Origin of the sequence: Nocardioides pantholopis (assembly GCF_003710085.1) — a bacterium.
GTDB lineage: Bacteria > Actinomycetota > Actinomycetes > Propionibacteriales > Nocardioidaceae > Nocardioides > Nocardioides pantholopis.
In genome coordinates this window covers 3,077,127-3,097,855 of record NZ_CP033324.1, presented here as the reverse complement: position 1 = coordinate 3,097,855, position 20,729 = coordinate 3,077,127, and the positions used below count along the sequence as shown (strand labels likewise).

18 protein-coding genes are annotated in these 20,729 nt (G+C 72.0%); 13 read left to right on the top strand and 5 right to left on the bottom strand.

Going from position 1 to position 20,729, the window contains the following annotated elements; translation table 11 throughout:
- Window positions 1–2 precede the first annotated feature (2 nt).
- The 4 genes from EBO35_RS14855 to EBO35_RS14840 all read left to right on the top strand — a co-directional run bounded on the left by EBO35_RS14855 (window position 3) and on the right by EBO35_RS14840 (window position 4,325).
- Window positions 3–770 carry a flagellar biosynthetic protein FliR gene (locus tag EBO35_RS14855; RefSeq protein ID WP_122818398.1) on the top strand — a complete coding sequence of 256 codons (768 nt, stop codon included), beginning with the start codon at window positions 3–5 and terminating at the stop codon, window positions 768–770.
- Complete coding sequence (locus tag EBO35_RS14850; RefSeq protein WP_122818397.1) at window positions 767–1,921, top strand: EscU/YscU/HrcU family type III secretion system export apparatus switch protein; 1,155 nt, start codon at window positions 767–769, stop codon at window positions 1,919–1,921. Before EBO35_RS14855 ends, EBO35_RS14850 begins: the two co-directional genes overlap by 4 nt.
- Window positions 1,922–2,010: 89 nt before the next feature.
- Window positions 2,011–4,059, top strand: coding sequence for a flagellar biosynthesis protein FlhA (flhA, locus tag EBO35_RS14845; protein ID WP_122818396.1), 2,049 nt, complete (start codon window positions 2,011–2,013; stop codon window positions 4,057–4,059).
- A complete protein-coding gene (locus tag EBO35_RS14840; RefSeq protein ID WP_122818395.1) occupies window positions 4,056–4,325 on the top strand; it encodes a hypothetical protein in 270 nt (89 codons plus the stop codon). Before flhA ends, EBO35_RS14840 begins: the two co-directional genes overlap by 4 nt.
- Before the next feature lie 96 nt (window positions 4,326–4,421).
- On the opposite strand, the gene EBO35_RS14835 is transcribed toward EBO35_RS14840, so the two are convergent.
- Window positions 4,422–4,706: a hypothetical protein gene (locus tag EBO35_RS14835; protein WP_122818394.1), complete on the bottom strand. Its 285-nt coding sequence runs from the start codon at window positions 4,704–4,706 to the stop codon at window positions 4,422–4,424.
- Window positions 4,707–4,795: 89 nt separating this feature from the next.
- Between EBO35_RS14835 and EBO35_RS14830 the strand changes: the two genes are divergently transcribed.
- Window positions 4,796–5,374 carry a Dps family protein gene (locus EBO35_RS14830; RefSeq protein ID WP_122818393.1) on the top strand — a complete coding sequence of 193 codons (579 nt, stop codon included), beginning with the start codon at window positions 4,796–4,798 and terminating at the stop codon, window positions 5,372–5,374.
- Between the two features lie 88 nt (window positions 5,375–5,462).
- On the opposite strand, the gene EBO35_RS14825 is transcribed toward EBO35_RS14830, so the two are convergent.
- The 3 genes from EBO35_RS14825 to EBO35_RS14815 form a co-directional block, all read right to left on the bottom strand.
- Complete coding sequence (locus EBO35_RS14825; RefSeq protein WP_122818392.1) at window positions 5,463–6,152, bottom strand: HAD family hydrolase; 690 nt, start codon at window positions 6,150–6,152, stop codon at window positions 5,463–5,465.
- A 68-nt stretch (window positions 6,153–6,220) separates the two neighbouring features.
- A complete protein-coding gene (locus EBO35_RS14820) occupies window positions 6,221–7,096 on the bottom strand; it encodes a crotonase/enoyl-CoA hydratase family protein (RefSeq protein WP_122819823.1) in 876 nt (291 codons plus the stop codon).
- Window positions 7,093–8,328, bottom strand: a complete 1,236-nt coding sequence (locus EBO35_RS14815; RefSeq protein ID WP_122818391.1) for an LCP family protein — start codon at window positions 8,326–8,328, stop codon at window positions 7,093–7,095. Before EBO35_RS14815 ends, EBO35_RS14820 begins: the two co-directional genes overlap by 4 nt.
- A gap of 174 nt (window positions 8,329–8,502) precedes the next feature.
- Here EBO35_RS14815 and EBO35_RS14810 point away from each other — a divergent pair, with 174 nt between their 5' ends.
- On the top strand, window positions 8,503–9,990 hold the full coding sequence (locus tag EBO35_RS14810) for an LCP family protein (RefSeq protein ID WP_122818390.1): 1,488 nt from the start codon (window positions 8,503–8,505) through the stop codon (window positions 9,988–9,990).
- A 41-nt stretch (window positions 9,991–10,031) separates the two neighbouring features.
- Here EBO35_RS14810 and EBO35_RS14805 read toward each other — a convergent pair whose 3' ends face one another.
- Window positions 10,032–10,730: a hypothetical protein gene (locus EBO35_RS14805; protein WP_122818389.1), complete on the bottom strand. Its 699-nt coding sequence runs from the start codon at window positions 10,728–10,730 to the stop codon at window positions 10,032–10,034.
- A gap of 85 nt (window positions 10,731–10,815) precedes the next feature.
- On the opposite strand from EBO35_RS14805, the gene EBO35_RS14800 reads away from it, so the two are divergent.
- The 7 genes from EBO35_RS14800 (at window position 10,816) to EBO35_RS14770 (ending at window position 20,720) form a co-directional block, all read left to right on the top strand.
- Window positions 10,816–11,793, top strand: coding sequence for a glycosyltransferase family 2 protein (locus EBO35_RS14800; protein WP_122818388.1), 978 nt, complete (start codon window positions 10,816–10,818; stop codon window positions 11,791–11,793).
- On the top strand, window positions 11,790–12,689 hold the full coding sequence (locus tag EBO35_RS14795) for a glycosyltransferase family 2 protein (RefSeq protein ID WP_122818387.1): 900 nt from the start codon (window positions 11,790–11,792) through the stop codon (window positions 12,687–12,689). Before EBO35_RS14800 ends, EBO35_RS14795 begins: the two co-directional genes overlap by 4 nt.
- A 6-nt stretch (window positions 12,690–12,695) precedes the next feature.
- Window positions 12,696–13,892, top strand: a complete 1,197-nt coding sequence (gene glf, locus EBO35_RS14790) for a UDP-galactopyranose mutase (RefSeq protein WP_122818386.1) — start codon at window positions 12,696–12,698, stop codon at window positions 13,890–13,892.
- On the top strand, window positions 13,889–15,919 hold the full coding sequence (locus tag EBO35_RS14785; RefSeq protein WP_122818385.1) for a glycosyltransferase: 2,031 nt from the start codon (window positions 13,889–13,891) through the stop codon (window positions 15,917–15,919). The genes glf and EBO35_RS14785 overlap by 4 nt, the downstream gene beginning before the upstream one ends.
- Complete coding sequence (locus EBO35_RS14780; protein WP_122818384.1) at window positions 15,916–16,812, top strand: ABC transporter permease; 897 nt, start codon at window positions 15,916–15,918, stop codon at window positions 16,810–16,812. The genes EBO35_RS14785 and EBO35_RS14780 overlap by 4 nt, the downstream gene beginning before the upstream one ends.
- Window positions 16,812–17,609 carry an ABC transporter ATP-binding protein gene (locus tag EBO35_RS14775; protein WP_122818383.1) on the top strand — a complete coding sequence of 266 codons (798 nt, stop codon included), beginning with the start codon at window positions 16,812–16,814 and terminating at the stop codon, window positions 17,607–17,609. The genes EBO35_RS14780 and EBO35_RS14775 overlap by 1 nt, the downstream gene beginning before the upstream one ends.
- A gap of 276 nt (window positions 17,610–17,885) precedes the next feature.
- Window positions 17,886–20,720 carry an FG-GAP-like repeat-containing protein gene (locus EBO35_RS14770; RefSeq protein ID WP_122818382.1) on the top strand — a complete coding sequence of 945 codons (2,835 nt, stop codon included), beginning with the start codon at window positions 17,886–17,888 and terminating at the stop codon, window positions 20,718–20,720.
- The last annotated feature ends 9 nt before the right edge of the window (window positions 20,721–20,729 follow it).

Here is a 20,729-nt window from a genome sequence, read left to right as displayed (position 1 = left end):
TCGTGACCCTGACCGTCGCCGGCGAGCCGCTGATCGCCTTCCTGCTCGCCTCGGTGCGCATCATCGCCTGGCTCGCGATCGTGCAGCCCTTCTCCTCGCGGGCCGTGCCGGCGATGGCGAAGGTGGTCCTCGCCCTGGGCCTGGCGTTCGCGGTCGCGCCGACGCTGGCGGACACCGAGGTGCCGGTCGACACCCCCGAGCTGGTGATGACACTGCTGACCCAGGTGCTGCTGGGCGCGGCGATGGGCTACGTGACGTCCCTGCTGTTCACGGTCGTGGCGACGGCCGGCAGCATCATCGACGTCTTCGGCGGCTTCTCCCTGGCCCAGTCCTTCGACCCGCTCGGGATGAACGCCAGCACCGTCTTCGGCACCCTGCACCAGTGGCTCGCCACGGTGCTGCTCTTCGTCAGCGGCGGCTACCTGATCGTGTTCGGCGGGCTGCTGAGCACGTTCCGAGTGGTCCCGATCGGCTCCGACCCGGGCCTGGACAGCGGGCCGGCGGTGTTGATCTCGATCTTCCAGCTGTTCTTCGTCACCGCCGTGCAGATCGCGCTGCCGATGGCCGCTGTGCTGTTCATCGCCGACCTGGGCCTGGCGCTGCTCACCAAGGTGGCACCGCAGCTCAACGCGCTGAACGTGATGTTCCCCGCGAAGATCGGGCTGACCCTGCTGCTGGTGGGCCTCTCGTTCCCGGTCCTGCCCGGTGTCGCCGACCGTCTCGTCGAGCACGCCCTCGAGGCGATGGCGGCGATCGTGGGGGCGACGTGAGCGACAGCGGGGGCGAGAAGACCGAGAAGCCGACACCCAAGCGGCTCAAGGAGGCGCGCAAGGAGGGCAACGTCGCCCGCACCCAGGAGCTGGGTGCCTGGGGCGCGTTGCTGCTGGTCTCGCTGGTCGTCCCGCTGATGGTCAAGCACGAGGCGTCCGCGATGGCCGCGCTGTTCGAGCGGTGCCTGCGCTCGATCGAGGACCCGTCGGTGCCGGCGGCGTTCGAGCTGTTCCTCGAGGGCGGCAAGCACATGCTGATCTCGGTGGTGGTGCTCGGCAGCGGGATCATGCTCGTCGGCGTCGCGGGCGCCCTCGCCCAGGGCGGGTTCTTCCTGGCCACGAAGCGGGTCAAGCCGGACCTGAAGAAGCTGGACCCGATCAAGGGGTTCAAGCGGATCTTCGGACCCCAGGCCCTCTGGGAGGGCGCCAAGATGCTGGTCAAGTGCGCGGTGGTGGCGTTCCTGGTCTACGGCAGCATCCGCGCGATGATGCCGCTGCTCGGCGGCTTCGTGCCGATCGGCACGCTGCTCGCGATCGTCGGCGACGAGGCCACGGCGATGCTGCGCAACGTCGCCATCGCGGGCGTGGCGATGGCGGCGCTGGACTACCTGATGCAGCGCCGCCGGACCGGCAAGCAGACCCGGATGTCGAAGGACGAGGTCAAGCGCGAGCACAAGCAGGCCGAGGGTGACCCGCTGGTCAAGAGCGCGATGCGCTCGCGCCAGCTCGCCGCGGCGCGGAACCGGATGATGGCCGACGTGCCGACCGCCGACGTGGTGCTGGTCAACCCGACCCACATCGCGGTCGCCCTGGCCTACGCCGAGGGCAGTGCCGCCCCTCGGGTGGTGGCCCGGGGGGCGGGCGTCGTGGCCCAGCGGATCCGCGCCATCGCCGTCGAGAACGATGTGCCGCTGGTCCGCGACGTCCCGCTGGCCCGTGCTCTGCACGCCTCCACCGAGGTCGGCCGGGAGATCCCCGCGGAGCTGTTCGCGGCGGTCGCGCAGGTGCTGGCGTTCGTGATCGGCCGCCGCAGCCGCGGGCACCGCGGCGGGGAGCACCCGACCCCGCGCCCGGAGGAGCCGCTGCCCGAGGTGCTGCGCTCCGGACGCCGTCGCGCGAAGTCCTCAGATCCGGCCGAGCCCGGTCGATAGGGCATCCGTAGGACCGCGACCCAGGACGGGGCGCGGCTCACCACCGCGCCAGGGACGGCGCCCGAGGAATCCCTCTCGAGAGGCCCCGCGTGTCCCTGAAGCGCCTGACCCAGCTGGGCGTCCCCGTCGGCATCGTGCTGATCGTGGTGATGCTCGTCATCCCGCTGCCCCCCGTGGTGCTGGACCTGCTGATCGCCCTGAACATCACCGGCGCGCTGCTGGTGCTGATGACCGCGATGTTCGTGACCCGACCGCTGGACTTCGCCTCGTTCCCCGCGGTGCTGCTGGTGATGACCCTGTTCCGCCTGGCGCTTAACGTCAGCGCGACCCGCCTGGTGCTCCTGGACGGGTACGCCGGCAAGGTGATCGAGACCTTCGGCCACTTCGTGGTGGGCGGCTCGCTGATCGTCGGCCTGATCATCTTCGCGATCCTGCTGGTCATCCAGTTCGTGGTCATCACCAACGGTGCGGGCCGGGTCGCGGAGGTCGGGGCGCGGTTCACCCTCGACGCGATGCCCGGCAAGCAGATGGCCATCGACGCCGACCTGAACAGCGGCCTGATCGACGAGGACACCGCCCGGCGGCGCCGGTCCGAGGTGCACGCCGAGGCCGACTTCTACGGCGCGATGGACGGTGCGTCGAAGTTCGTCAAGGGCGACGCGATCGCCGCGATCATCATCACGCTGGTGAACCTGCTCGGCGGCTTCGCGGTCGGCATGCTCCAGCGGGACATGGCCGCCGGCGACGCGGTCACGACGTACAGCCTGCTGTCGGTGGGCGACGGCCTGGTCTCCCAGATCCCGGCGCTGCTGCTCTCGGTCGCCACCGGACTGGTGGTCACCCGCGGCGCGGGCGACGACGACATGGGCTCGGAGATCATCCGGCAGCTGACCCGCAACAAGATGCCGCTGATGATCGCGGGCAGTGCGGCGCTGGGGCTGTGCCTGATCCCGGGCCTGCCGAAGATCCCGTTCCTGCTCGCCGGGGGAGCGTTCCTGCTGCTCTCGACGCGGATCGACGAGAACAAGGACGCGGCCGCCGCGGCCCCCGAGCCGCCCGCGCTGGTGCCCGCGGCCGAGACCCCGGAGATGCTCGCCGCCGAGATCCAGGTCGACCCGCTCAGCCTGGAGCTCTCCGCGGACCTCATCGATCTCGTCGACCGCGAGAACGGGGGAGACCTGCTGGAGCGGGTCAAGGCGCTGCGCCGCAAGGTGGCCCAGGACACCGGCGTGCTGATCCCGCCGGTGCGCACCCGCGACAACCTCGAGCTGCCGATGCGCACCTACGTCATCAAGCTCTTCGGCATCGAGGTCGCCCGCGGCGAGGCGCCGCGGGGGACCGTGCTGGCGATCGGCGAGCAGCTCTCCCGGCTGCCCGGCGAGCCCACCCGCGAGCCGGTCTTCGGGCTGGACGCCAAGTGGATCCCGGCGGAGCTCGCCAGCCAGGCCGAGCTGGGCGGCGCGACGGTCGTCGACCGCACCGCCGTGGTCACCACCCACCTCTCCGACGTGGTCACCACCCACGCCAGCCGGCTGCTCGGCCGCGAGGACGTGCGCCTGCTCACCGACGTCGTCAAGCGCTCGCACCCGGTCGTGGTCGACGAGCTCACCCCGGCCCTGCTCAGCCTCGGCCAGATCCAGCGGGTGCTGCAGACGATGCTCGACGAGAACGTCTCGATCCGCGACCTGGTCCGGATCTACGAGGCGCTCTCGCTGCGGGCCGCGGACACCCGTGACCACGACGCGCTGGTGGAGGCCGCCCGACTGGTGCTCGGCCCGGCAGTCGTCTCGCCGTACCTCAAGGACGGCGTCGTCTCGGTGATCAGCTTCGAGCCGATGCTCGAGCAGCGGATGCTGGAGTCGCTGCGGCCCGGCGAGGAGGGCTCGGTCCTGCTCCTGGACCCGCTGCTCGCCCAGTCGGTGCTGACCCGGCTCGCCCAGCTCGTCGTGGCCGCCGAGGAGGACAACGTGAACCCGGTGCTCGTGTGCGCCCCGCAGATCCGGATGGCAGTACGCCGCCTGGTGCGGCAGGCCGTCGACCGGCTGCCGGTGCTGTCGTACTCCGAGATGGTCGGGAGCGCCCAGCTCCGCTCGGTCGGCGTCGTGTCCGGCGACCAGGTGCTGGAGGTGGCGCCGTGAAGCTCGTGTCCGCCCCGGTCCTCGGCGCCGCCGCCGTCCTCACCGGGCCCGCCCTGTGGGCGGCGTTCGTCACCGGGCAGCTGCCCACCGACACCGCCGTGCTGCGCTACGCGGTGGTCGCCGTCCTCACCTGGGCGGCGCTCTCGGCGTGGGTGGCCCTGGTCGGCGAGCCGCCGCGCCCGGAGAAGCCCGCGCCGCCCGAGGACTCCGAAGGCCCGCCGACGGTGCCGCTGGCCGGCGCCGACGGCGTGGCCCGCGCGGCCTGACCGGGCCGGTCGCTCAGCCGCGGACCTCCGGAAGCACCTCGCGGCCGTACGCCTCGGGCATCCCGGGCATCCCGGGCATCTCGGTCGCGTACCCGCTCAGTCCTCCCGGACCGGGCGGGCCTCGGTCCTGTGCTGGCCCCCGAGCTGGTCCCCGAGCTGGTCCCCGAGCTGGTCACTGTGCGCGGCGTCGTTGCCGGGCCGGTCGGCGGGGCGGTCGTCGGGGAGCTCCGCGTCGTCGACCTCGATGTGCGGCTCCTGCCGGTCCCGGTCCCAGCCCTGGTCCTCGGGGTCCTTGTCGAGCCGTTCGGTGACGTCCCCGCGGTCGACCCCCTCCTCGTCGGGAACCTCGCCGAGCTCGATCGGGCGGCCGTCGTGCGACATGGGTCCAGGCATCGTCATGGGCCGCCGGTACCCGGTGCCCGGGGGGCGATGCCGTTTCGCCGCGCGAGGGCTCGGGTACCGGCGTGACCATGGCCACCAACAAACTTCACTACACGGTCCCCGGCATCCCCACGAAGGACGCGGAGCGAGTCGTCGCACTGCTCCAGGGACGCCTGCACGCGTGCAACGACCTGCACCTGACGCTCAAGCACGTGCACTGGAACGTCGTGGGTCCGCACTTCATCGGGGTGCACGAGATGATCGACCCCCAGGTGGAGGCCGTCCGCGGCTTCGCCGACGACCTGGCCGAGCGGATCGCCACCATGGGCGGCTCCCCGATGGGCACTCCCGGCGCGATCGTCCGGGAGCGCGACTGGGACGAGTACTCCATCGGGCGCGCCAGCACCCAGGAGCACCTCGGCGCCCTCGACCTCGTCTACCAGGGCGTGATCAAGAGCTACCGCGAGGGCATCGAGGAGCTCGGCGAGCTGGACCCGGTCACCGAGGACATGTTCGTCAGCCAGACCGAGCAGCTCGAGCTGTTCCACTGGTTCGTCCGGGCGCACCTCGAGGACAGCTCCGGCAACCTCTCCACCGCCAACGCCAGCACCGAGAAGGGTGCCGCCAGGGCCGCCAAGGAGAAGTCGGGGAAGTCGAGCAAGCGCTGACGGTCCCTCCGGGCCACCCGCGAGCACCGCGAAGGCCGCGTCCCTCCGGGGACGCGGCCTTCGCGTTTCTGCTGTGCTCGCGCCGGGGTCAGGAGCGCCCCGCGGCGGCGTTGAGCAGCGCCTGGTCCAGGTCGGCGAGCAGGTCCCGGGGGTCGTCGTACACCGCGACGGCACCGGCCTCGCGCAGCTCCGCCTCGGAGAACCCGCCGGACCGGACGCCGATCGTGGGCAGGTGCGCGCGGCTCGCGGCCTCGACGTCCCACACCGAGTCGCCGATCATCACCGCCCGCCGCTCCCCGTCGAGACGGTCCAGCGCCCGCTCGAGCAGCTCCGGGTCCGGCTTGGTGGAGTCGGCGTCCTCGCTGGTGGTCCACGCCGCCGCGCGGTCGTCGGCCCCGAGCAGGCGCAGCGGGTGCTCGGCGTGCTTGGGGATGCTGGAGCTGGCCAGCGCCACCCGCAGCCCGGCGGCGGCCAGCCCGTCGAGCAGGTCCCGGGCCCCGGGCAGCAGCGTGGTCTCGTCGATGAGCGCGTCGAACTCCTGCTCCCACCGGTCCCGGACTGCGTCACCGTGCTGGCGCTCCACCTCCTCGCCGGCGGCGGCGGCCACGAGCCGGTCACCGCCCATGCCGAGCGCGCGGTGGATGCGCCAGGCCGGGATGTCGCACCCGACGTGGGCGAACGCGCGGGACCAGGCCAGCGTGTGGTGGTAGTTGGAGTCGAGGAGGGTGCCGTCGATGTCCACGACGGCGGTGTCGAACGGCGGCTGGGAGTTGTCCATGCGGCCACGGTGACCTCGGTCGAGCGCTCGCATGCACCCGGGGCCGCTGGTGGTGGGACCGGGGCAGATCAGCCCGGGAAGAGCCGGGGCAGCTCGGAGGCCCGGCCGGTGAACCGCGGCGCCCGCTTCTCGCGGAACGCCGCCACCCCCTCCTTGCCGTCGCGCACCGAGGTCCAGAACATCGCGAGCGAGTCGCTCAGGTGCGCCTCGAGCGGGTCGCCCGCGGCGCCGTTGCGGTAGAGCAGCTGCTTGGCGAGGCCGAGCGCCACGGGGGAGCGGTCCACGACGAAGGAGCGGGCCAGCGCTTGCGCCGCGGGCAGCAGGTCCTCGGGCTCGTGCAGCGACCGGACCAGCCGTCCCGCGTGCGCCTGCTCGGCGCTGAGGACCTCGGCGGAGTAGACCCACTCCAGCGCCTGCTGGATGCCGACGATCCGGGGCAGGAACCAGCTCGATGCCGCCTCCGGGACGATGCCGAGCCGGCCGAACACGAACCCGATCCGGGCCCGGGTCGAGGCGAGCCGCAGGTCCATGGCCAGCGTCATCGTCGCCCCGATGCCGACGGCGGGGCCGTTGATCGCCGCGAGGACCGGCTTCGGCAGCGCGTGGATCGCGAGCGTGACCCGGCCACCGGTGTCCCGCACGCCGTCGGCGTACGCCGGGTCGGCGAGGTGCTCGCGCAGCGACTCCGGAGTCGGCTCCAGGGACTCGTCGAGGCCGAAGACGTTGCCCTCGGCCGAGAGGTCCATGCCCGCGCAGAACGCCCGGCCGGCGCCGGTGACCACCACGGCCCGGACCGCGTCGTCGTGCGCGTCGGTCGAGAACACCTCCAGCAGCTCGGCTGCCATCGTGAGGTCGAAGGCGTTGAGGGCGTCGGGACGGCTCAGCGTGAGCGTGGCGACGCCGTCGGCGTCGACCTCCCACCGCAGCGTCTCGTAGCGGCTCACCCGGTCACCGACTTCGGCAGCCCGGTGGGCGTGCACAGGCTCTTCGGGATGTCGTCGGTGCTGTCGTTGATGATCGCGTCGAACATCTGCTTGCTGCGCTCCTCGTCCCAGCGCACGCTGAGGTCGGAGATCGGGACCCCGCAGGTGAGCCCGGCGTCGCCGTCGACCCGGGTCATCGCCAGGGCCCACTTCGCAGCGTCGACCGGGCCGGTGCCCTCGCCGAACCCGAAGAACCCGGGCACGGAGTTGTTGAGGTTCCAGTAGCGGACCGGGTTCAGGAACGTCCAGGGGGAGAGGACCTTGTCGCCGACCGCGGAGACGACCTCGCGCTGGTGCTTGGCGCGGGTGATGTCGCCGAACCGGGGGTCGGTCTTCCGGGACCGGGCGTAGCCGAGCGCGGTCGCGCCGTCCACCTCCTGGCAGCCCTTCTTGATGTTCAGCTTGGCCTGGGGGTCCCGCATCCGGAACTCCGGGCAGACCTCGACGCCGCCCACGGCGTCCACCACGCCGGCCAGCCCGCCCATGCCGATCTCGACGTAGTCGTCGATGCGGATGCCGGTGGCGTCCTCGATCGTGCGGGTCAGCAGCCGCGGCCCGCCGTACGCGTAGGCGGCGTTGATCTTGCCTGGGCCGCGGCCGGGGATGTCGACGATCGAGTCCCGGGGGATCGACATCAGCAGGTTCGGGCCCGAGCCGGTGTGCAGCAGCATGATCGTGTCGGTGCGCTGTCCCTCCGCCCCGCCGGTGCCGAGGCGCTTGCGCTCCGCCGCGGACAGGTCGCCGCGCGAGTCGCTGCCGACCAGGAGGTACGTCGTGCCCGGCTGGTCGCCGGGTCGGTCGCCCTCCGGCTCCCACTCGACCTTGTCGACCTGGCCCCAGGCGATGAACGGGACCACCACGAGGAAGACCAGCCACGCGACCGGGATCAGCAGCAGCAGGCGCGGGCGCAGCCGCGGGCGCCAGCGACCCCGTCCGGACGAGCCCGGGGTGGGTGGGCGCGGGGTGGGTGCCGGGGCGGGCGCGGGCGCGGGCGCGGGGCGAGGTGCGGGCGCCGGCTGGGCGGGCCCGGCCTGCTGGCCCGCGCGCGGCTGGGTGCGCATCACCCGGGTCTCGTCGGGACGTGGCTCTCGGGCGGCTCGCGGAGCCTCCGGATCGGGGCCGTTCTTGCCGTAGAGCCAGCCGAACTCCGGGTCGCGCTCCCCGGGTCCGCCGTTCCGGGGACGGTCTGCCATGGCGCCGAGGGTACCGGGAGGACCCGACCGCGAGGGCCGTGGACCTGCCGGAGAGCGTGGGGTTTCTCCGGCGCGTCGCGACCGGGTGTGACCCATGGGGTTGGTGATACTGAGCGGGCAGCACTGACCTTCCCCTTCAGTACTCACCGCAGTACCCAGCAGAGAGGCACCTCGATGCCACCCGACTCTTCCCCCGGGTTGCTCGACGGCCACGGCGGAGCCGTGCGCGCCAGCGCCGCGGAACGCGCCGCCCGCGTGCGGTTCCGCCGGGCCATCGCGCTGATGGTGATGACCCTGCTGGTGCCGGGCTCGGCCCAGCTCACCGCCGGCAACCGCAAGGTCGGCCGGATCGCGGTGTTCTCCTGGCTCGGTCTGATCGCGCTCGGGCTGGTGACCCTGCTCGTGGTCGCGGTGCACCGCGAGTTCGCGTACTGGATGGTCTCCGACACCGGGCTGCTGCTGTTCCTGCGACTGCTGCTCACGGCGGCCGCGATCGGGTGGGCGCTGCTCTTCGTCGACGCCTGGCGGATCGGCCAGCCGCTCACGCTCGGGCTCGCCCACCGTCGCGCCACCGTCGGCGTCAACGGCTTCCTGGCCCTGGCCGTCGCCGGGGTGCTGCTCTTCGGGGCCCACCTGGTCGCGGTCCAGCGCGACTTCATGCTCACGACGTTCGGCGACGGTGCCGCGAGCGGCGCGAACGCCGGCCGGTTCAACGTGCTGCTGCTCGGCGGTGACTCCGGCTCCGACCGCTGGGGCCTGCGCCCGGACGCGATGATCCTGGCCTCGATCGATGCCGAGACCGGCCGGACCGTGCTGGTCAGCCTGCCGCGCAACCTGCAGCGCTTCCCGTTCCGGAAGGGCTCGGTGATGGCCGAGCAGTTCCCCGACGGCTTCGACTGCGACGGCTGCTACCTCAACGGCGTGAGCACCTGGGCCCAGGACAACGTGGAGCTGTTCCCCGACTCCGAGAACCCGGGGGTCGACGCCACGGTGATGGCAGTCGAGGGCATCACCGACCTCGACGTGAACTACTGGGCGATGGTCAACCTGCGCGGCTTCGAGAAGCTCGTCGACGCCGTGGGCGGGGTGACCCTCAACGTGCGCTCGCCGATCCCGGTCGGCGGCCTCGGGGACGACGTGACCGGCTACATCCAGCCGGGCGAGCGCAAGCTCGACGGCCACGACACCCTCTGGTACGCCCGGGCCCGGGAGGGCTCCGACGACTACTCGCGGATGGCGCGCCAGAAGTGCGTGATGACCGCGATGCTCACCCAGGTGAGCCCCCAGTCCGCGGTGAAGAACTTCGGCGCGATCGCCGAGGCGTCCGCCGCGATGGTCTCGACCGACGTGCCCGGCTCCGAGGTCGACATGTTCCTCGACCTGGCGCTGAAGGCCAAGGACCAGAAGGTCTCGTCGGTCTCGCTGGTGCCCCCGGCGATCAACACCGCCGAGCCGGACATCGCCAAGGTGCGCGCCATGGTCCGCGACGCGATCGCGGCCGCCGAGGGCAAGAAGCCCGCTGCTGCCGCCGGCGGTGCCGCCAAGAAGAAGGCCCCGGGGGCGACCCGGCCGACGCCGAGCAGCGTCACCGGCGGGTCGCTGGGCTCCCGCAACGAGGGGTACGCCGCGAACCAGGCCGAGGACGTCGCCGCCGCCTGCTGAGGTCCGGCCGCGCGCCCCGGTTCACCGGGGACCTCGCCCCGCTAGCCGTGCTGACCAGGCGCCGGCGCGAACAGGGCGTCCCAGACCTCGACGAGCGTGTCGGTGCGCACCAGGGCCTCGGCGTCCAGGGCGGAGGCCCGGCGGGCCAGGCCGCTGGTGGTCATCGCGAGGCGCCGGGCCGGGTCGGCGTCGTGGACGGGCAGGGGGGCGCCGGTCGCGTCGGTCCGGGTGAAGCGGGCCAGGTAGTCGACGTCGACGAAGACCGTCCCCCGCGTGGGTGGCTGCTCGGGGGAGCGCTGCGCGACGTAGGGCAGGTCCAGGCCGCTGCCGCCGCCCGGTGTCGCCAGGCGGGTGAAGCCGGCGTACGTGCTCGGCGGTGCCACGGCCGCTCGCCCGGCCGCCGGGGCCAGGTCCGCGCGGTGGTGCAGCGTGACGCCCACCCGGGGGTACGCGCGCCCCGGCTGCTCGGGAACCGCGAAGCCCTCGAAGACGAGCTGCTGCTGGGTGAGCCGGGTGATCTTGGTGTGGACGACGTGCAGCTCGAAGTCGGCGCCGGCGCTGGGCGCCTCGGCCCGCCCGGCGGCCGGGTCGGCCGCCGTCGGCAGCACGTAGAGGTGCAGGTCGGTGTCGCGGTAGACGATCCGCAGGGTCTCCTCCGGCCCGATGTCCCGGACCCGGGTGGCGTCGGGGCCGGCGGGGTAGCGGGTCTCGATGCTGTTGAACAGCGGGTTGCTCAGCACGGCGGGGGGCCTCTCTGGACCGGGGTCGCGGCCGGGGTGGGTGGCCCCGGCGCCCGGGTCAGCGTAGTGGCCCTAGGGTTGGCGCGTGCCGGACCCGACGTACCCCGACCCGACGGACGGGCCCGACCGGCGCCGGGTGGTCGCCGTGGTCGTGACCTTCAACCGGCTCGACCTGCTCCAGCGGCTGCTCGAGCGCCTCGACGAGATCGACGGGCTGGCCGAGGTCCTCGTCGTCGACAACGCCTCGACCGACGGCACCGGGGAGTGGCTGGCGACGCTGGACGACCGCGAGGCCGGCGACGAGCACCCGACCACCCCGGTCCTGGCCCGCACCCTCGCCGAGAACCTCGGCGGGGCGGGTGGCTTCCACACCGGGCTGGGCTGGGCCATGGAGCGCGGCGCGGACCTGGCCTGGCTGATGGACGACGACGGGCTGCCCGAGCGGGACTGCCTCGCCCAGCTGCTGGACGGCGCCGAGGGCCTGGACTTCTGGGGCCCGCTGGTCGTGGCCGAGGACGACGAGGACCGGCTGGTCTTCCCGATCCGCAAGCCCGGCACCGCGACGGTGCTGCGCACCACGGCCGACGCCCGTCGGCACGCCGACCGGCCGCCGTACGTCGACGGCGTGGTGATCCCGTTCAACGGGGTCCTGGTGACCCGCGAGCTGGTCGAGCGGATCGGGCTGCCGCGCGAGGAGTTCTTCATCTGGGGCGACGACGTGGAGTTCCTGTGGCGCGCCGAGGCCGCGGGCGCCACGGTGGCCACCCACACCGGCGCGCGGGTCGTGCACCCGGCCGTGGGCGACCTCGGGACCCCGATGATGTTCGGCCGGACGACGTACAACCACAGCCCCAGCGACCTCAAGCACTACTGCATGGCCCGCAACAACCTGGTCAACCTGCGCACCTACCGGGGGCCGGTGCACGCGCTGGCCTTCGTCGTCAAGACGCTGTGGTTCTACGGCGTCACCCGGCCCAGCGCGGCCCGGCTGGCGCTGAGCGCCCGCGGCATGTGGGCGGGGCTGCGCGGCGACTTCACCGGACACCGGCGGTACCTGCGATGAGCGAGACCGTCGCGATCGTGGTCGTGACCTACAACCGGGCCGACCTGCTGGAGCGGATGCTGGCCGGGCTGAGCGCCCTGGAGCACGTCCCGGACGCGGTGATCGTGGTGGACAACGCCACCACCGATCACACCGCCCAGGTCCTGGCCGAGGCCACGACCCCGAACCTCCAGGTGATCCGCACCGAGGAGAACGTCGGCGGCGCGGGCGGCTTCCACCGCGGCGTCCGGTCGGCCTACGACCAGGGCTTCGACCGGATCTGGCTGATGGACGACGACGTGGTGCCGGCGCCGGACTGCCTCTCGGTGCTGATGGCCGCCGACGAGGACTGCCTAACAGCGGTCCGCGAGGACCTCGAGGGCCGGCTGGTGGAGAAGGCCGCGGTCCGCTTCGACCTGGCCAACCCGCTGGCGCTGAAGCCGAAGACCGCGATGGTGGAGACCGAGTACGGCGAGCGGTCCCGGATGCCGGAGCGGGTCGAGGTCGAGAACGTCGCCTTCGAGGGGTTCATGGTGCGCCGCCGGGTCGTGGAGCGCATCGGCCTGCCGGACCCGTCGTACTTCATCTTCTACGACGACGTGGACTTCGCGCTGCGGGCCCGGCGGGCCGGCTGGCGGATCTGGGCGCTGCGCGAGGCGGTGCTGGTCCGGCAGCTGCCCTTCGACCAGCAGCACGACCTGTCGGGCTGGAAGGGCTACTACATGTACCGCAACCTGTTCGCTGTCCACTTCCGCTACGGCGAGAACCGCGCGGTCCGGCTCAAGCCGTGGCTGCTCACCGCCGCGGTGGTGCTGCTCAGCCCGTTGCGCGGCGGTCGCGGCGAGGCGCTGAACGTGATCCGGGCCCTCCGCTCGGCGCGGGGAATGCGGACCCCTCCCGTGGCCTCCGTAGACTGACCCATCGTGTCCACCCCTGATTCCGCCTACGACCTGGTCGTCGTCGGTTCCGGCTTCTTCGGCCTGACCGTCGCCGAGCGCTGTGCCGCCGAGCTCGACCTCAAGGTCCTCATCCTCGAGCGCCGCGACCACCTGGGCGGCAACGCCTACAGCGAGATCGACCCGGAGACCGGGATCGAGGTGCACAAGTACGGCACCCACCTGTTCCACACCTCCAACGAGAAGGTGTGGGAGTACGTCAACAGGTTCACCGACTTCACCGGCTACCAGCACCGGGTCTTCGCCAAGTACCAGGGCCAGGTCTACTCGTTCCCGATGAACCTGGCGCTGATCAACCAGTTCTTCGGGAAGAGCCACAGCCCCGCCGAGGCCCGGGCGCTGATCGCGGAGCAGGCCAGCGAGATCGCCACCGAGGACGCCACGAACCTCGAGGAGAAGGCGATCAGCCTGATCGGGCGCCCGCTCTACGAGGCCTTCGTCAAGGGCTACACCGCCAAGCAGTGGCAGACCGACCCGCGCGAGCTCAGCCCGGACATCATCACCCGGCTGCCGGTCCGCTACACCTTCGACAACCGCTACTTCAACGACAAGTACGAGGGGCTGCCGGTCGAGGGCTACACCGCCTGGCTGGAGCGGATGGCCGACCACCCGAACATCGAGGTCCGCACCGGGTGCGACTTCCTCGAGGTGGCCGAGGAGTTCAGGGGCAAGGTCCCGGTCGTCTACACCGGCCCGGTCGACGAGTACTTCGAGCACCGCGAGGGCCGGCTGTCGTGGCGCACCATCGACCTGGAGGCCGAGACCCTCGACGTCGACGACTTCCAGGGCACCGGCGTGGTCAACGCCAACGACCAGGACGTGCCCTACACCCGCACCCTGGAGTTCAAGCACCTGCACCCCGAGCGCACCTACCTGCCGGGCAAGACGATCGTCGTGCACGAGTACAGCCGTTTCGCCGAGGAGGGCGACGAGCCGTACTACCCGGTGAACACCGCCGAGGACCGCGCCAAGCTGTTGAAGTACCGCGACCTGGCCAAGGCCGAGGCCGACCGGTTCGGGGTGCTCTTCGGGGGCCGGCTGGGCACCTACCAGTACCTCGACATGCACATGGCGATCGGGTCGGCGCTGTCGATGTTCGAGAACAAGCTCAGGCCGCACTTCGCCGACGGAGTGCCGCTGAGCAGCGGAGGAGTCGAAGGATGATCACCAGGCTGCTGCAGCGTCAGATCCTGCCGCTGGACCGGGACTTCGACGTGCTCCCGCTCTACGTCGACCCCGAGGAGGCCCGCCTCGACGCCGACAAGTACCAGGTCGGCGGCAACCGGGCCGCGAAGGCGCTCAACCAGGCAGCGATCCGGCAGACCACCTCGACCGGCCGCAGCGTGCGTCCCGACCAGATCGAGTCGCGCACCGCGATGCGCGTCGACGCCGGGGAGCGGCTCTCGTTCGGCACCTACTTCAACGCGTTCCCGGCCAGCTACTGGCGCCGCTGGACAGTGGTCAAGGACGTGACCCTCACCGTGCGGCTGCGCGGTGCCGGGGCGAGCGTGATCGTCTACAAGTCCATGGCCAACGGCCGCTCCCAGCGGGTCGAGTCCGCCAGCACCGACGAGCTGGGCTCGGGCGAGTTCAGCTTCGAGCTGAGCCTGAAGCCGTTCGTCGACGGCGGCTGGTACTGGTACGACGTCGTGGCCGGTGACGAGGACGCGGTCGTCGAGTCCGCCGAGTGGACCGCGGAGGTCCCCGAGGACCGGGCCGCCCACGGCACCGTCGACGTCGCGATCACGACCATGAACCGCCCCGACTTCTGCGCCCGGCTGATCGCGCAGCTGGGCGAGGACCCGGACGTCGCGCCGTACCTCGACACGGTCCTGGTCATGGAGCAGGGCACCGACCTGGTCGTGGACTCCCCGGAGTTCCCCCGGGCGGAGAAGTCGCTGGGCGACCGGCTCCGGGTGATCCGCCAGGGCAACCTCGGCGGCTCCGGCGGCTACGCCCGCGGCCAGCTCGAGTCGGTCCGCAAGGGCACCGCGACCTACGCGCTGATGATGGACGACGACGTCGTCTGCGAGCCCGAGGGCCTGATCCGGGCGGTCACCTTCGGGGACCTGGCCCGGCGCCCCACCATCGTCGGCGGGCACATGTTCAGCCTCTTCAGCCGCGCGCGGCTGCACAGCTTCGGCGAGATCGTGCAGCCCTGGCGCTTCTGGTGGATGTCCCCGCTGGACACCTACCCCGACTGGGACCTCGGCGCCCGCAACCTGCGCTCCTCGCGCTGGCTGCACAAGCGCGTCGACGCCGACTTCAACGGCTGGTTCATGTGCCTGATCCCGCGGCGCGTGCTCGACGAGATCGGGCTGTCGCTGCCGCTGTTCATCAAGTGGGACGACTCCGAGTTCGGCCTGCGGGCGAAGGCTGCCGGCTTCCCGACCGTCACGTTCCCGGGGGCGGCGGTCTGGCACGTGCCGTGGACCGACAAGAACGACGCGCTGGACTGGCAGGCGTACTTCCACCTGCGCAACCGCTTCGTCGCGGCGCTGCTGCACTCCACCTACCCCCGTGGCGGCCGGATGATCCGGGAGAGCCTCAACCACCAGATCGCCCACCTCGTCTCGATGCAGTACTCCACCGCGGAGCTGCGGGTGATGGCGCTCGAGGACGTGCTCGCCGGTCCGGAGCGGCTGCACGAGATGCTGCCGACCCGGCTGGCGGAGGTGAACCGGTTCCGCAAGCAGTTCGAGGACGCGCAGCTGCACGACGACCTCGACGACTTCCCGCCGGTGCGCCGCACCAAGCCCCCGAAGAAGGGCAAGGACATCGCGGAGGTGCCGGGCCGGCTCTCCCAGCTGATCACGGCCGGCACCGCCCCGCTGCGTCAGCTGCTGCCGCCGCGCGAGCTGTCCCGCAAGCACCCCGAGGCTGAGATCCGCGCGATGGACGCCAAGTGGTACCGCCTGGCCGGCTTCGACTCGGCGGTCGTGTCGATGAACGACGGCACCTCGGCGGCCTTCTACCGTCGCGACCACCGCCAGTTCCGCGACCTGCTCAAGCGCACGCTCGAGCTCCACGAGCGGTTCCGCCGGGAGTGGCCCGAGCTGGCCCAGCGCTACCGGGAGGCGCTGCCGGAGATCACCTCCCCGGAGACGTGGGAGCGCACCTTCGCCCCGTGGACCGAGCCCGACGGCGCGGACAGCGATGCCAGCGAGGCCAGCGAAGGGAGCCGGGGATGACCGGCACCGAGACGCCGGAGCGCGTCGAGCGCCACCACGTCGACGCCCCGCTGGCGACGCCCGCGCCGAAGGCCGGGCTGGTCGAGGTCCTGCGCCGTCGCTACCTGCTGCGGCTGCTCGTGCGACGCGAGGTCAGCGCCCGCTACCAGCAGTCGGTGCTCGGCTTCCTGTGGTCCTACATCAACCCGCTGTCCCAGCTGTTCATCTTCTGGTTCGTGATGGGCATCATCGTCGGGCGCGGCACCGAGAACTTCGCGATCCACGTCTTCTGCGGCCTGATCGTCGTGCACTTCTTCACCGAGACCTTCGGTGCCGGCACCCGCTCCATCGTGCGGAACAAGTCGCTGGTCAAGAAGATGGCGGTGCCCCGGGAGATGTTCCCGGTGGCCTCGATGCTGGTCTCGATGTACCACATCGGCCCGCAGCTGCTGGTGCTCACCGTGGTCTGCCTGTTCCTGGGCTGGACGCCGGACCCGGTGGCGATGCTCGGGTTCCTGCTCGCGCTGGCGATCATCGCGGTGCTCGGCACCGCGCTGGCCCTGATGTTCAGCGCCGCGAACGTGTTCTTCCGCGACGTCGGCAGCATCGTGGGCATCCTGACCAACTTCGTGCGCTTCGGCGTGCCGATGATCTACCCCTTCACGCTGGTCGAGGAGCGGTTCGGCGACTTCGCGAAGTACTACCTGATGAACCCCGTCGCCGACGCGGTACTGCTGGTCCAGGACGCGTTCTGGGTCGGCACCACCGACGACCCGGCCGCCACCCGGGCCACCCACATCCCCGACCACCTGTTCACCTACGGCGGCATCGCCCTGGGCGTCTCGCTGGTGCTGCTGGTCCTCGGGCAGCTGGTCTTCTCCCGGCTGGAGAACAAGATCCCGGAGCGCCTGTGATGAGCTACCCCGCCAGCACCTCGATCGCCGTCGAGGACGCGACCAAGCTGTTCACGCTGCGCTACCAGCGCACGCTGAAGCAGATGTCGGTCGCGAAGCTGAAGGGCCGCGAGGTCAGCGACACCTTCAAGGCCCTCGACGGCGTCACGTTCAACGTGGAGCAGGGGGAGTCCATCGGCCTGATGGGGCTCAACGGCTCGGGCAAGAGCACGCTGCTGAAGCTGATCCACGGCGTGATGCGCCCCGACACCGGCCGGGTGCTGACCCGGGGTCGGATCGCCGGCCTGATCGCCACCGGCGCCGGCTTCCACCCGCAGCTGACCGGGCGCGACAACGTCTACCTCAACGCCGCGATCCTCGGGATGACCGAGCAGGAGACCCGGCGTAAGTTCGACGCGATCGTCGAGTTCGCCGACGTGGGGCGGTTCCTCGACACCCCGGTCGGCAACTACTCCTCGGGCATGTTCGCGCGCCTGGGCTTCTCGGTCGCGGTGCACGTGGACTCCGACATCTTCCTGGCCGACGAGGTCCTCGCGGTGGGGGACCGGCCCTTCAAGAAGAAGTGCATGGAGAAGATGCAGGAGATCCGGCGCAGCGGCCGGACCCTGGTCTACGTCAGCCACTCCGCAGGCTCGGTGCGCAAGATGTGCGATCGGGTGATCGTGCTCGAGAAGGGCGTCGTCGGCTTCGACGGCGAGGCCGCCGCCGGCATCCGCTACCTGAAGTACGACGAGGACCAGGGCGACCGTGCCGACGAGCAGGACGCCGAGGACGAGGAGATCGGCGCCGACATCTAGTCGGTCCTAGCCGGGTCCCGCCGGTCCCGCAGCGCCCGGTCGGTCCACCTGCTCCAGGTGGTCCGACCGGGCGCTTCGTCGTGCCCGGAAGCGGGCGGTCCGGCGGGCGAGCGCGGCGGCAGCGGAACCCGCCGAAACTTGACATTTCTAGGATTGACCGGCGTGTCGACTGGAAATTACACGATTGTAGTTACTCGGATTCGCTTCCGGGTCGGGTGTTACTCGTGTGAAAGTTGGGCCACGTGTGAACTTCCCCCACACACCTGGAGAACCCCCATGCACCCCATCAAGGCCCGCTTCGTCACGGCCTGCCAGCAGCTGCTGGCACTCGCCGTCGTGCTCGCCGTCCTCGTCCCGACCACCGGCGTGATGACGCTCGACGTCGCCAGCCCGGGGGTCTCGGGAGCCGGCGCCTCGTTCGCGGCGTACGCCGCGGAGTCGACGCAGACCTCGCCGGTCCCGGCCGGTCAGGTCGAGGCCACGGTCGAGGAGGTGCCGCTGACGCCGCCCGCCGGCGCGCCCGCCGAGCGCCGCGCCGTGCCCGGCGCGGAGGCCGCGCCGGGTGAGGCGGGGGCGCTCACCGTGACCAGCGAGCCGCAGGCGGTCGAGGGGTACGGCGCCGTGGGCGTCACCTGGGACAGTGGGGACCGGATCTCCGACGCCGACCTGACCGTGCGCGCCCGCACGCTGAGCGACGGTGCCTGGTCGGACTGGACCGAGCTGGAGTACCACGACGAGCACGCCCCGGACCCGGGCAGTCCGGAGGCCGCGGCCGTGCGTCCCGGGACCGACGAGCTCCTCGTCGGCGAGGTCGACCAGGTGCAGGTCGAGGCGACGGTCGCCGACGGCGCAGCGCTGCCGGCCGACATGCGGCTGGCCGTCGTCGACCCCGGCGAGGCCGAGGCCACGGCGATGGAACGCCCTGCGATCGACACCGGTGAGCTCCCGGGCACGGCGGCCGCCCCGGTCGAGGCCGAGCCGGCCGGCGAGGTCTCCGACGACGCGATCGAGCTGCGCGCCGCCGCCACCGCCCCCAAGCCGACGATCTACTCCCGGGCCCAGTGGGGCGCGGACGAGAAGCTGCGGGACAAGAAGTCGCTGCGCTACGGGAGCGTGAGCGCGGGCTTCGTGCACCACACCGTGAACGCCAACGACTACACCCGCGCCCAGGTGCCGGGCATCCTGCGCAGCATCTACGCCTACCACACCAAGTCCCGGGGCTGGTCGGACGTCGGCTACAACTTCCTGGTGGACCGCTTCGGGCGGATCTGGGAGGGCCGGGCCGGTGGCGTCGACAAGGCGGTCGTCGGCGCGCACACGCTGGGCTACAACGACTACGCGTTCGCGATGTCGGCGGTCGGCAACTTCGAGACCGCCAAGCCCAGCGCGGCGCTGGTCCAGGCGTACGGCGCGCTGATGGCGTGGAAGCTCTCGCTGCACGGGGTCTCCCCGTCCGCGTCCTCGCAGAAGGTCGGCAGCAAGCGGTTCCCGGCGATCAGCGGGCACCGCGACGCCGGCTCCACCGCCTGCCCGGGCAAGAACCTGTACGCGAAGATCCCCGAGATCCGCAAGCTCGCGGCAGCTGTGCAGACGCCCGCGACGCCCACGCCGCCCGCCTGGACCGGCCGCGAGCTGGAGGCGAACCTCGCGGACAGCCCGCACCCCGACCTGGTGGTCCGCCGGGCCAGCGACAAGCGGCTGCTCGTGCTGCCGACCCGCGGCCTGACGTCGTTCGCCCGCCGGTCGATCTCGAGCGGGTGGAAGAAGTACACGGCGGTCGTGGCCTCGCCCGACCTCACCCGCGACGGCCGGGCCGACGTTCTCGTCCAGAACAAGGCCGGAACCGTCGCGGTGCGGCCGGGCAAGGCCGGTGGCGGCTTCCGCGGCCCGCTCAAGGGCACGAAGCAGTTCCGCAAGATGTCACTGATCACCGCGGTCGGCGACCTGAACCGCGACGGGCGCAACGACGTGGTCGCGCTGCACAAGGCGAGCACCCGGCTCTACGTCTTCTTCGGCCGGGGCAACGGCACCTTCAAGCGCAAGCGGCTGGCCAAGGGCTGGGGCTACACCCGGCTGGCGGCGACCGGCGACGTGACCGGCGACGGGCGGGTCGACCTGATCGGCCGCGACGCCCAGGGCGTCGCCTGGCTGCACAAGGGCGCCGGCCGCCGGTTCGCGGGGCGCACCAAGATCGCGACCGGCTGGAAGTCCTACGACGCCGTCACCGGGTTCGGCGACTACACCCAGGACGGTCGCAACGACCTCTTCGTCCGGCACAAGAACGGGCGCGGCTACGTGCTCCCCGGGACCGGTCGCGGGAGGTTCGGCAGCGCGATCGGACCGATCGGCGGGGCGGCCGGGATGAAGGGGCTCAGCGCCGGCGGCTCGATCTCCGGCACCGCGGACCCCGATCTGCTGGGCCGGCGCGGCGACAAGCTGGTAGTGCTCCAGCACGCCGGCACCACCGAGCTCGGCGGCTACGTCGACACCGGCCAGACGGCGCCCGACGCCCGGACCGTGCTCAACGTCGGCGACTGGGACCGTGACGGCGACGCCGACGTGATGATCGTGACCACGGCGGGCGAGCTGCGGCTGCTGGCCGGCGACGGCCAGGGCCACCTCGCGGCGCCCCAGACGATCGCGACCGGCTTCGCGGGCGTGACGCTGCTGGCGGCGGTGGGGGACATGACCGGCGACGGCTGGCCGGACCTGATGGGCCAGCCGGCGGGCAGCGGCATGCACCTGTATCCCGGGGCCGGGCCGGGCGCGCTGGGCGCCGGCTCGCTGGTCCTCGGCGCGATCCCCGGCAGCGTGCCGCTCGGGGTCGCCCGCTGGGACGGCGGTACGCCGGGCATCCTGGTGCGCGCCTCGAACCGGCCCACGCTGTACGGGACCGGGCCGGGCAGCGCCGGCGCTCGCACCCTCGCGGGGAACCTGAAGCCCTACAACTGGGCAGTCGGGATCCGCGACATCGGGCTGACCGGCCACCCGGACGTGCTGGTGCGACGCAAGGGGACCGGTGACCTGTTCCTGCTGCCGGGTTCGACCGCCGGGTTCGGCAAGCCGCGCTACCTCGGAGGAGGGATGAACGCGTTCGACCTGGCGGGCTGAGCCCGCCGG

Bases quoted from the DNA above. Each gene is read 5' to 3' on its own strand.
- EBO35_RS14780 (WP_122818384.1), top strand. From the start codon at position 15,916: ATGACCGGCACCGAGACGCCGGAGCGCGTCGAGCGCCACCACGTCGAC.
- EBO35_RS14830 (WP_122818393.1), top strand. From the start codon at position 4,796: ATGGCCACCAACAAACTTCACTACACGGTCCCCGGCATCCCCACGAAG.
- EBO35_RS14770 (WP_122818382.1), top strand. From the start codon at position 17,886: ATGCACCCCATCAAGGCCCGCTTCGTCACGGCCTGCCAGCAGCTGCTG.
- EBO35_RS14795 (WP_122818387.1), top strand. From the start codon at position 11,790: ATGAGCGAGACCGTCGCGATCGTGGTCGTGACCTACAACCGGGCCGAC.
- EBO35_RS14835 (WP_122818394.1), bottom strand. From the start codon at position 4,706: ATGTCGCACGACGGCCGCCCGATCGAGCTCGGCGAGGTTCCCGACGAG.
- EBO35_RS14775 (WP_122818383.1), top strand. From the start codon at position 16,812: ATGAGCTACCCCGCCAGCACCTCGATCGCCGTCGAGGACGCGACCAAG.
- EBO35_RS14785 (WP_122818385.1), top strand. From the start codon at position 13,889: ATGATCACCAGGCTGCTGCAGCGTCAGATCCTGCCGCTGGACCGGGAC.
- EBO35_RS14815 (WP_122818391.1), bottom strand. From the start codon at position 8,328: ATGGCAGACCGTCCCCGGAACGGCGGACCCGGGGAGCGCGACCCGGAG.
- EBO35_RS14825 (WP_122818392.1), bottom strand. From the start codon at position 6,152: ATGGACAACTCCCAGCCGCCGTTCGACACCGCCGTCGTGGACATCGAC.
- EBO35_RS14810 (WP_122818390.1), top strand. From the start codon at position 8,503: ATGCCACCCGACTCTTCCCCCGGGTTGCTCGACGGCCACGGCGGAGCC.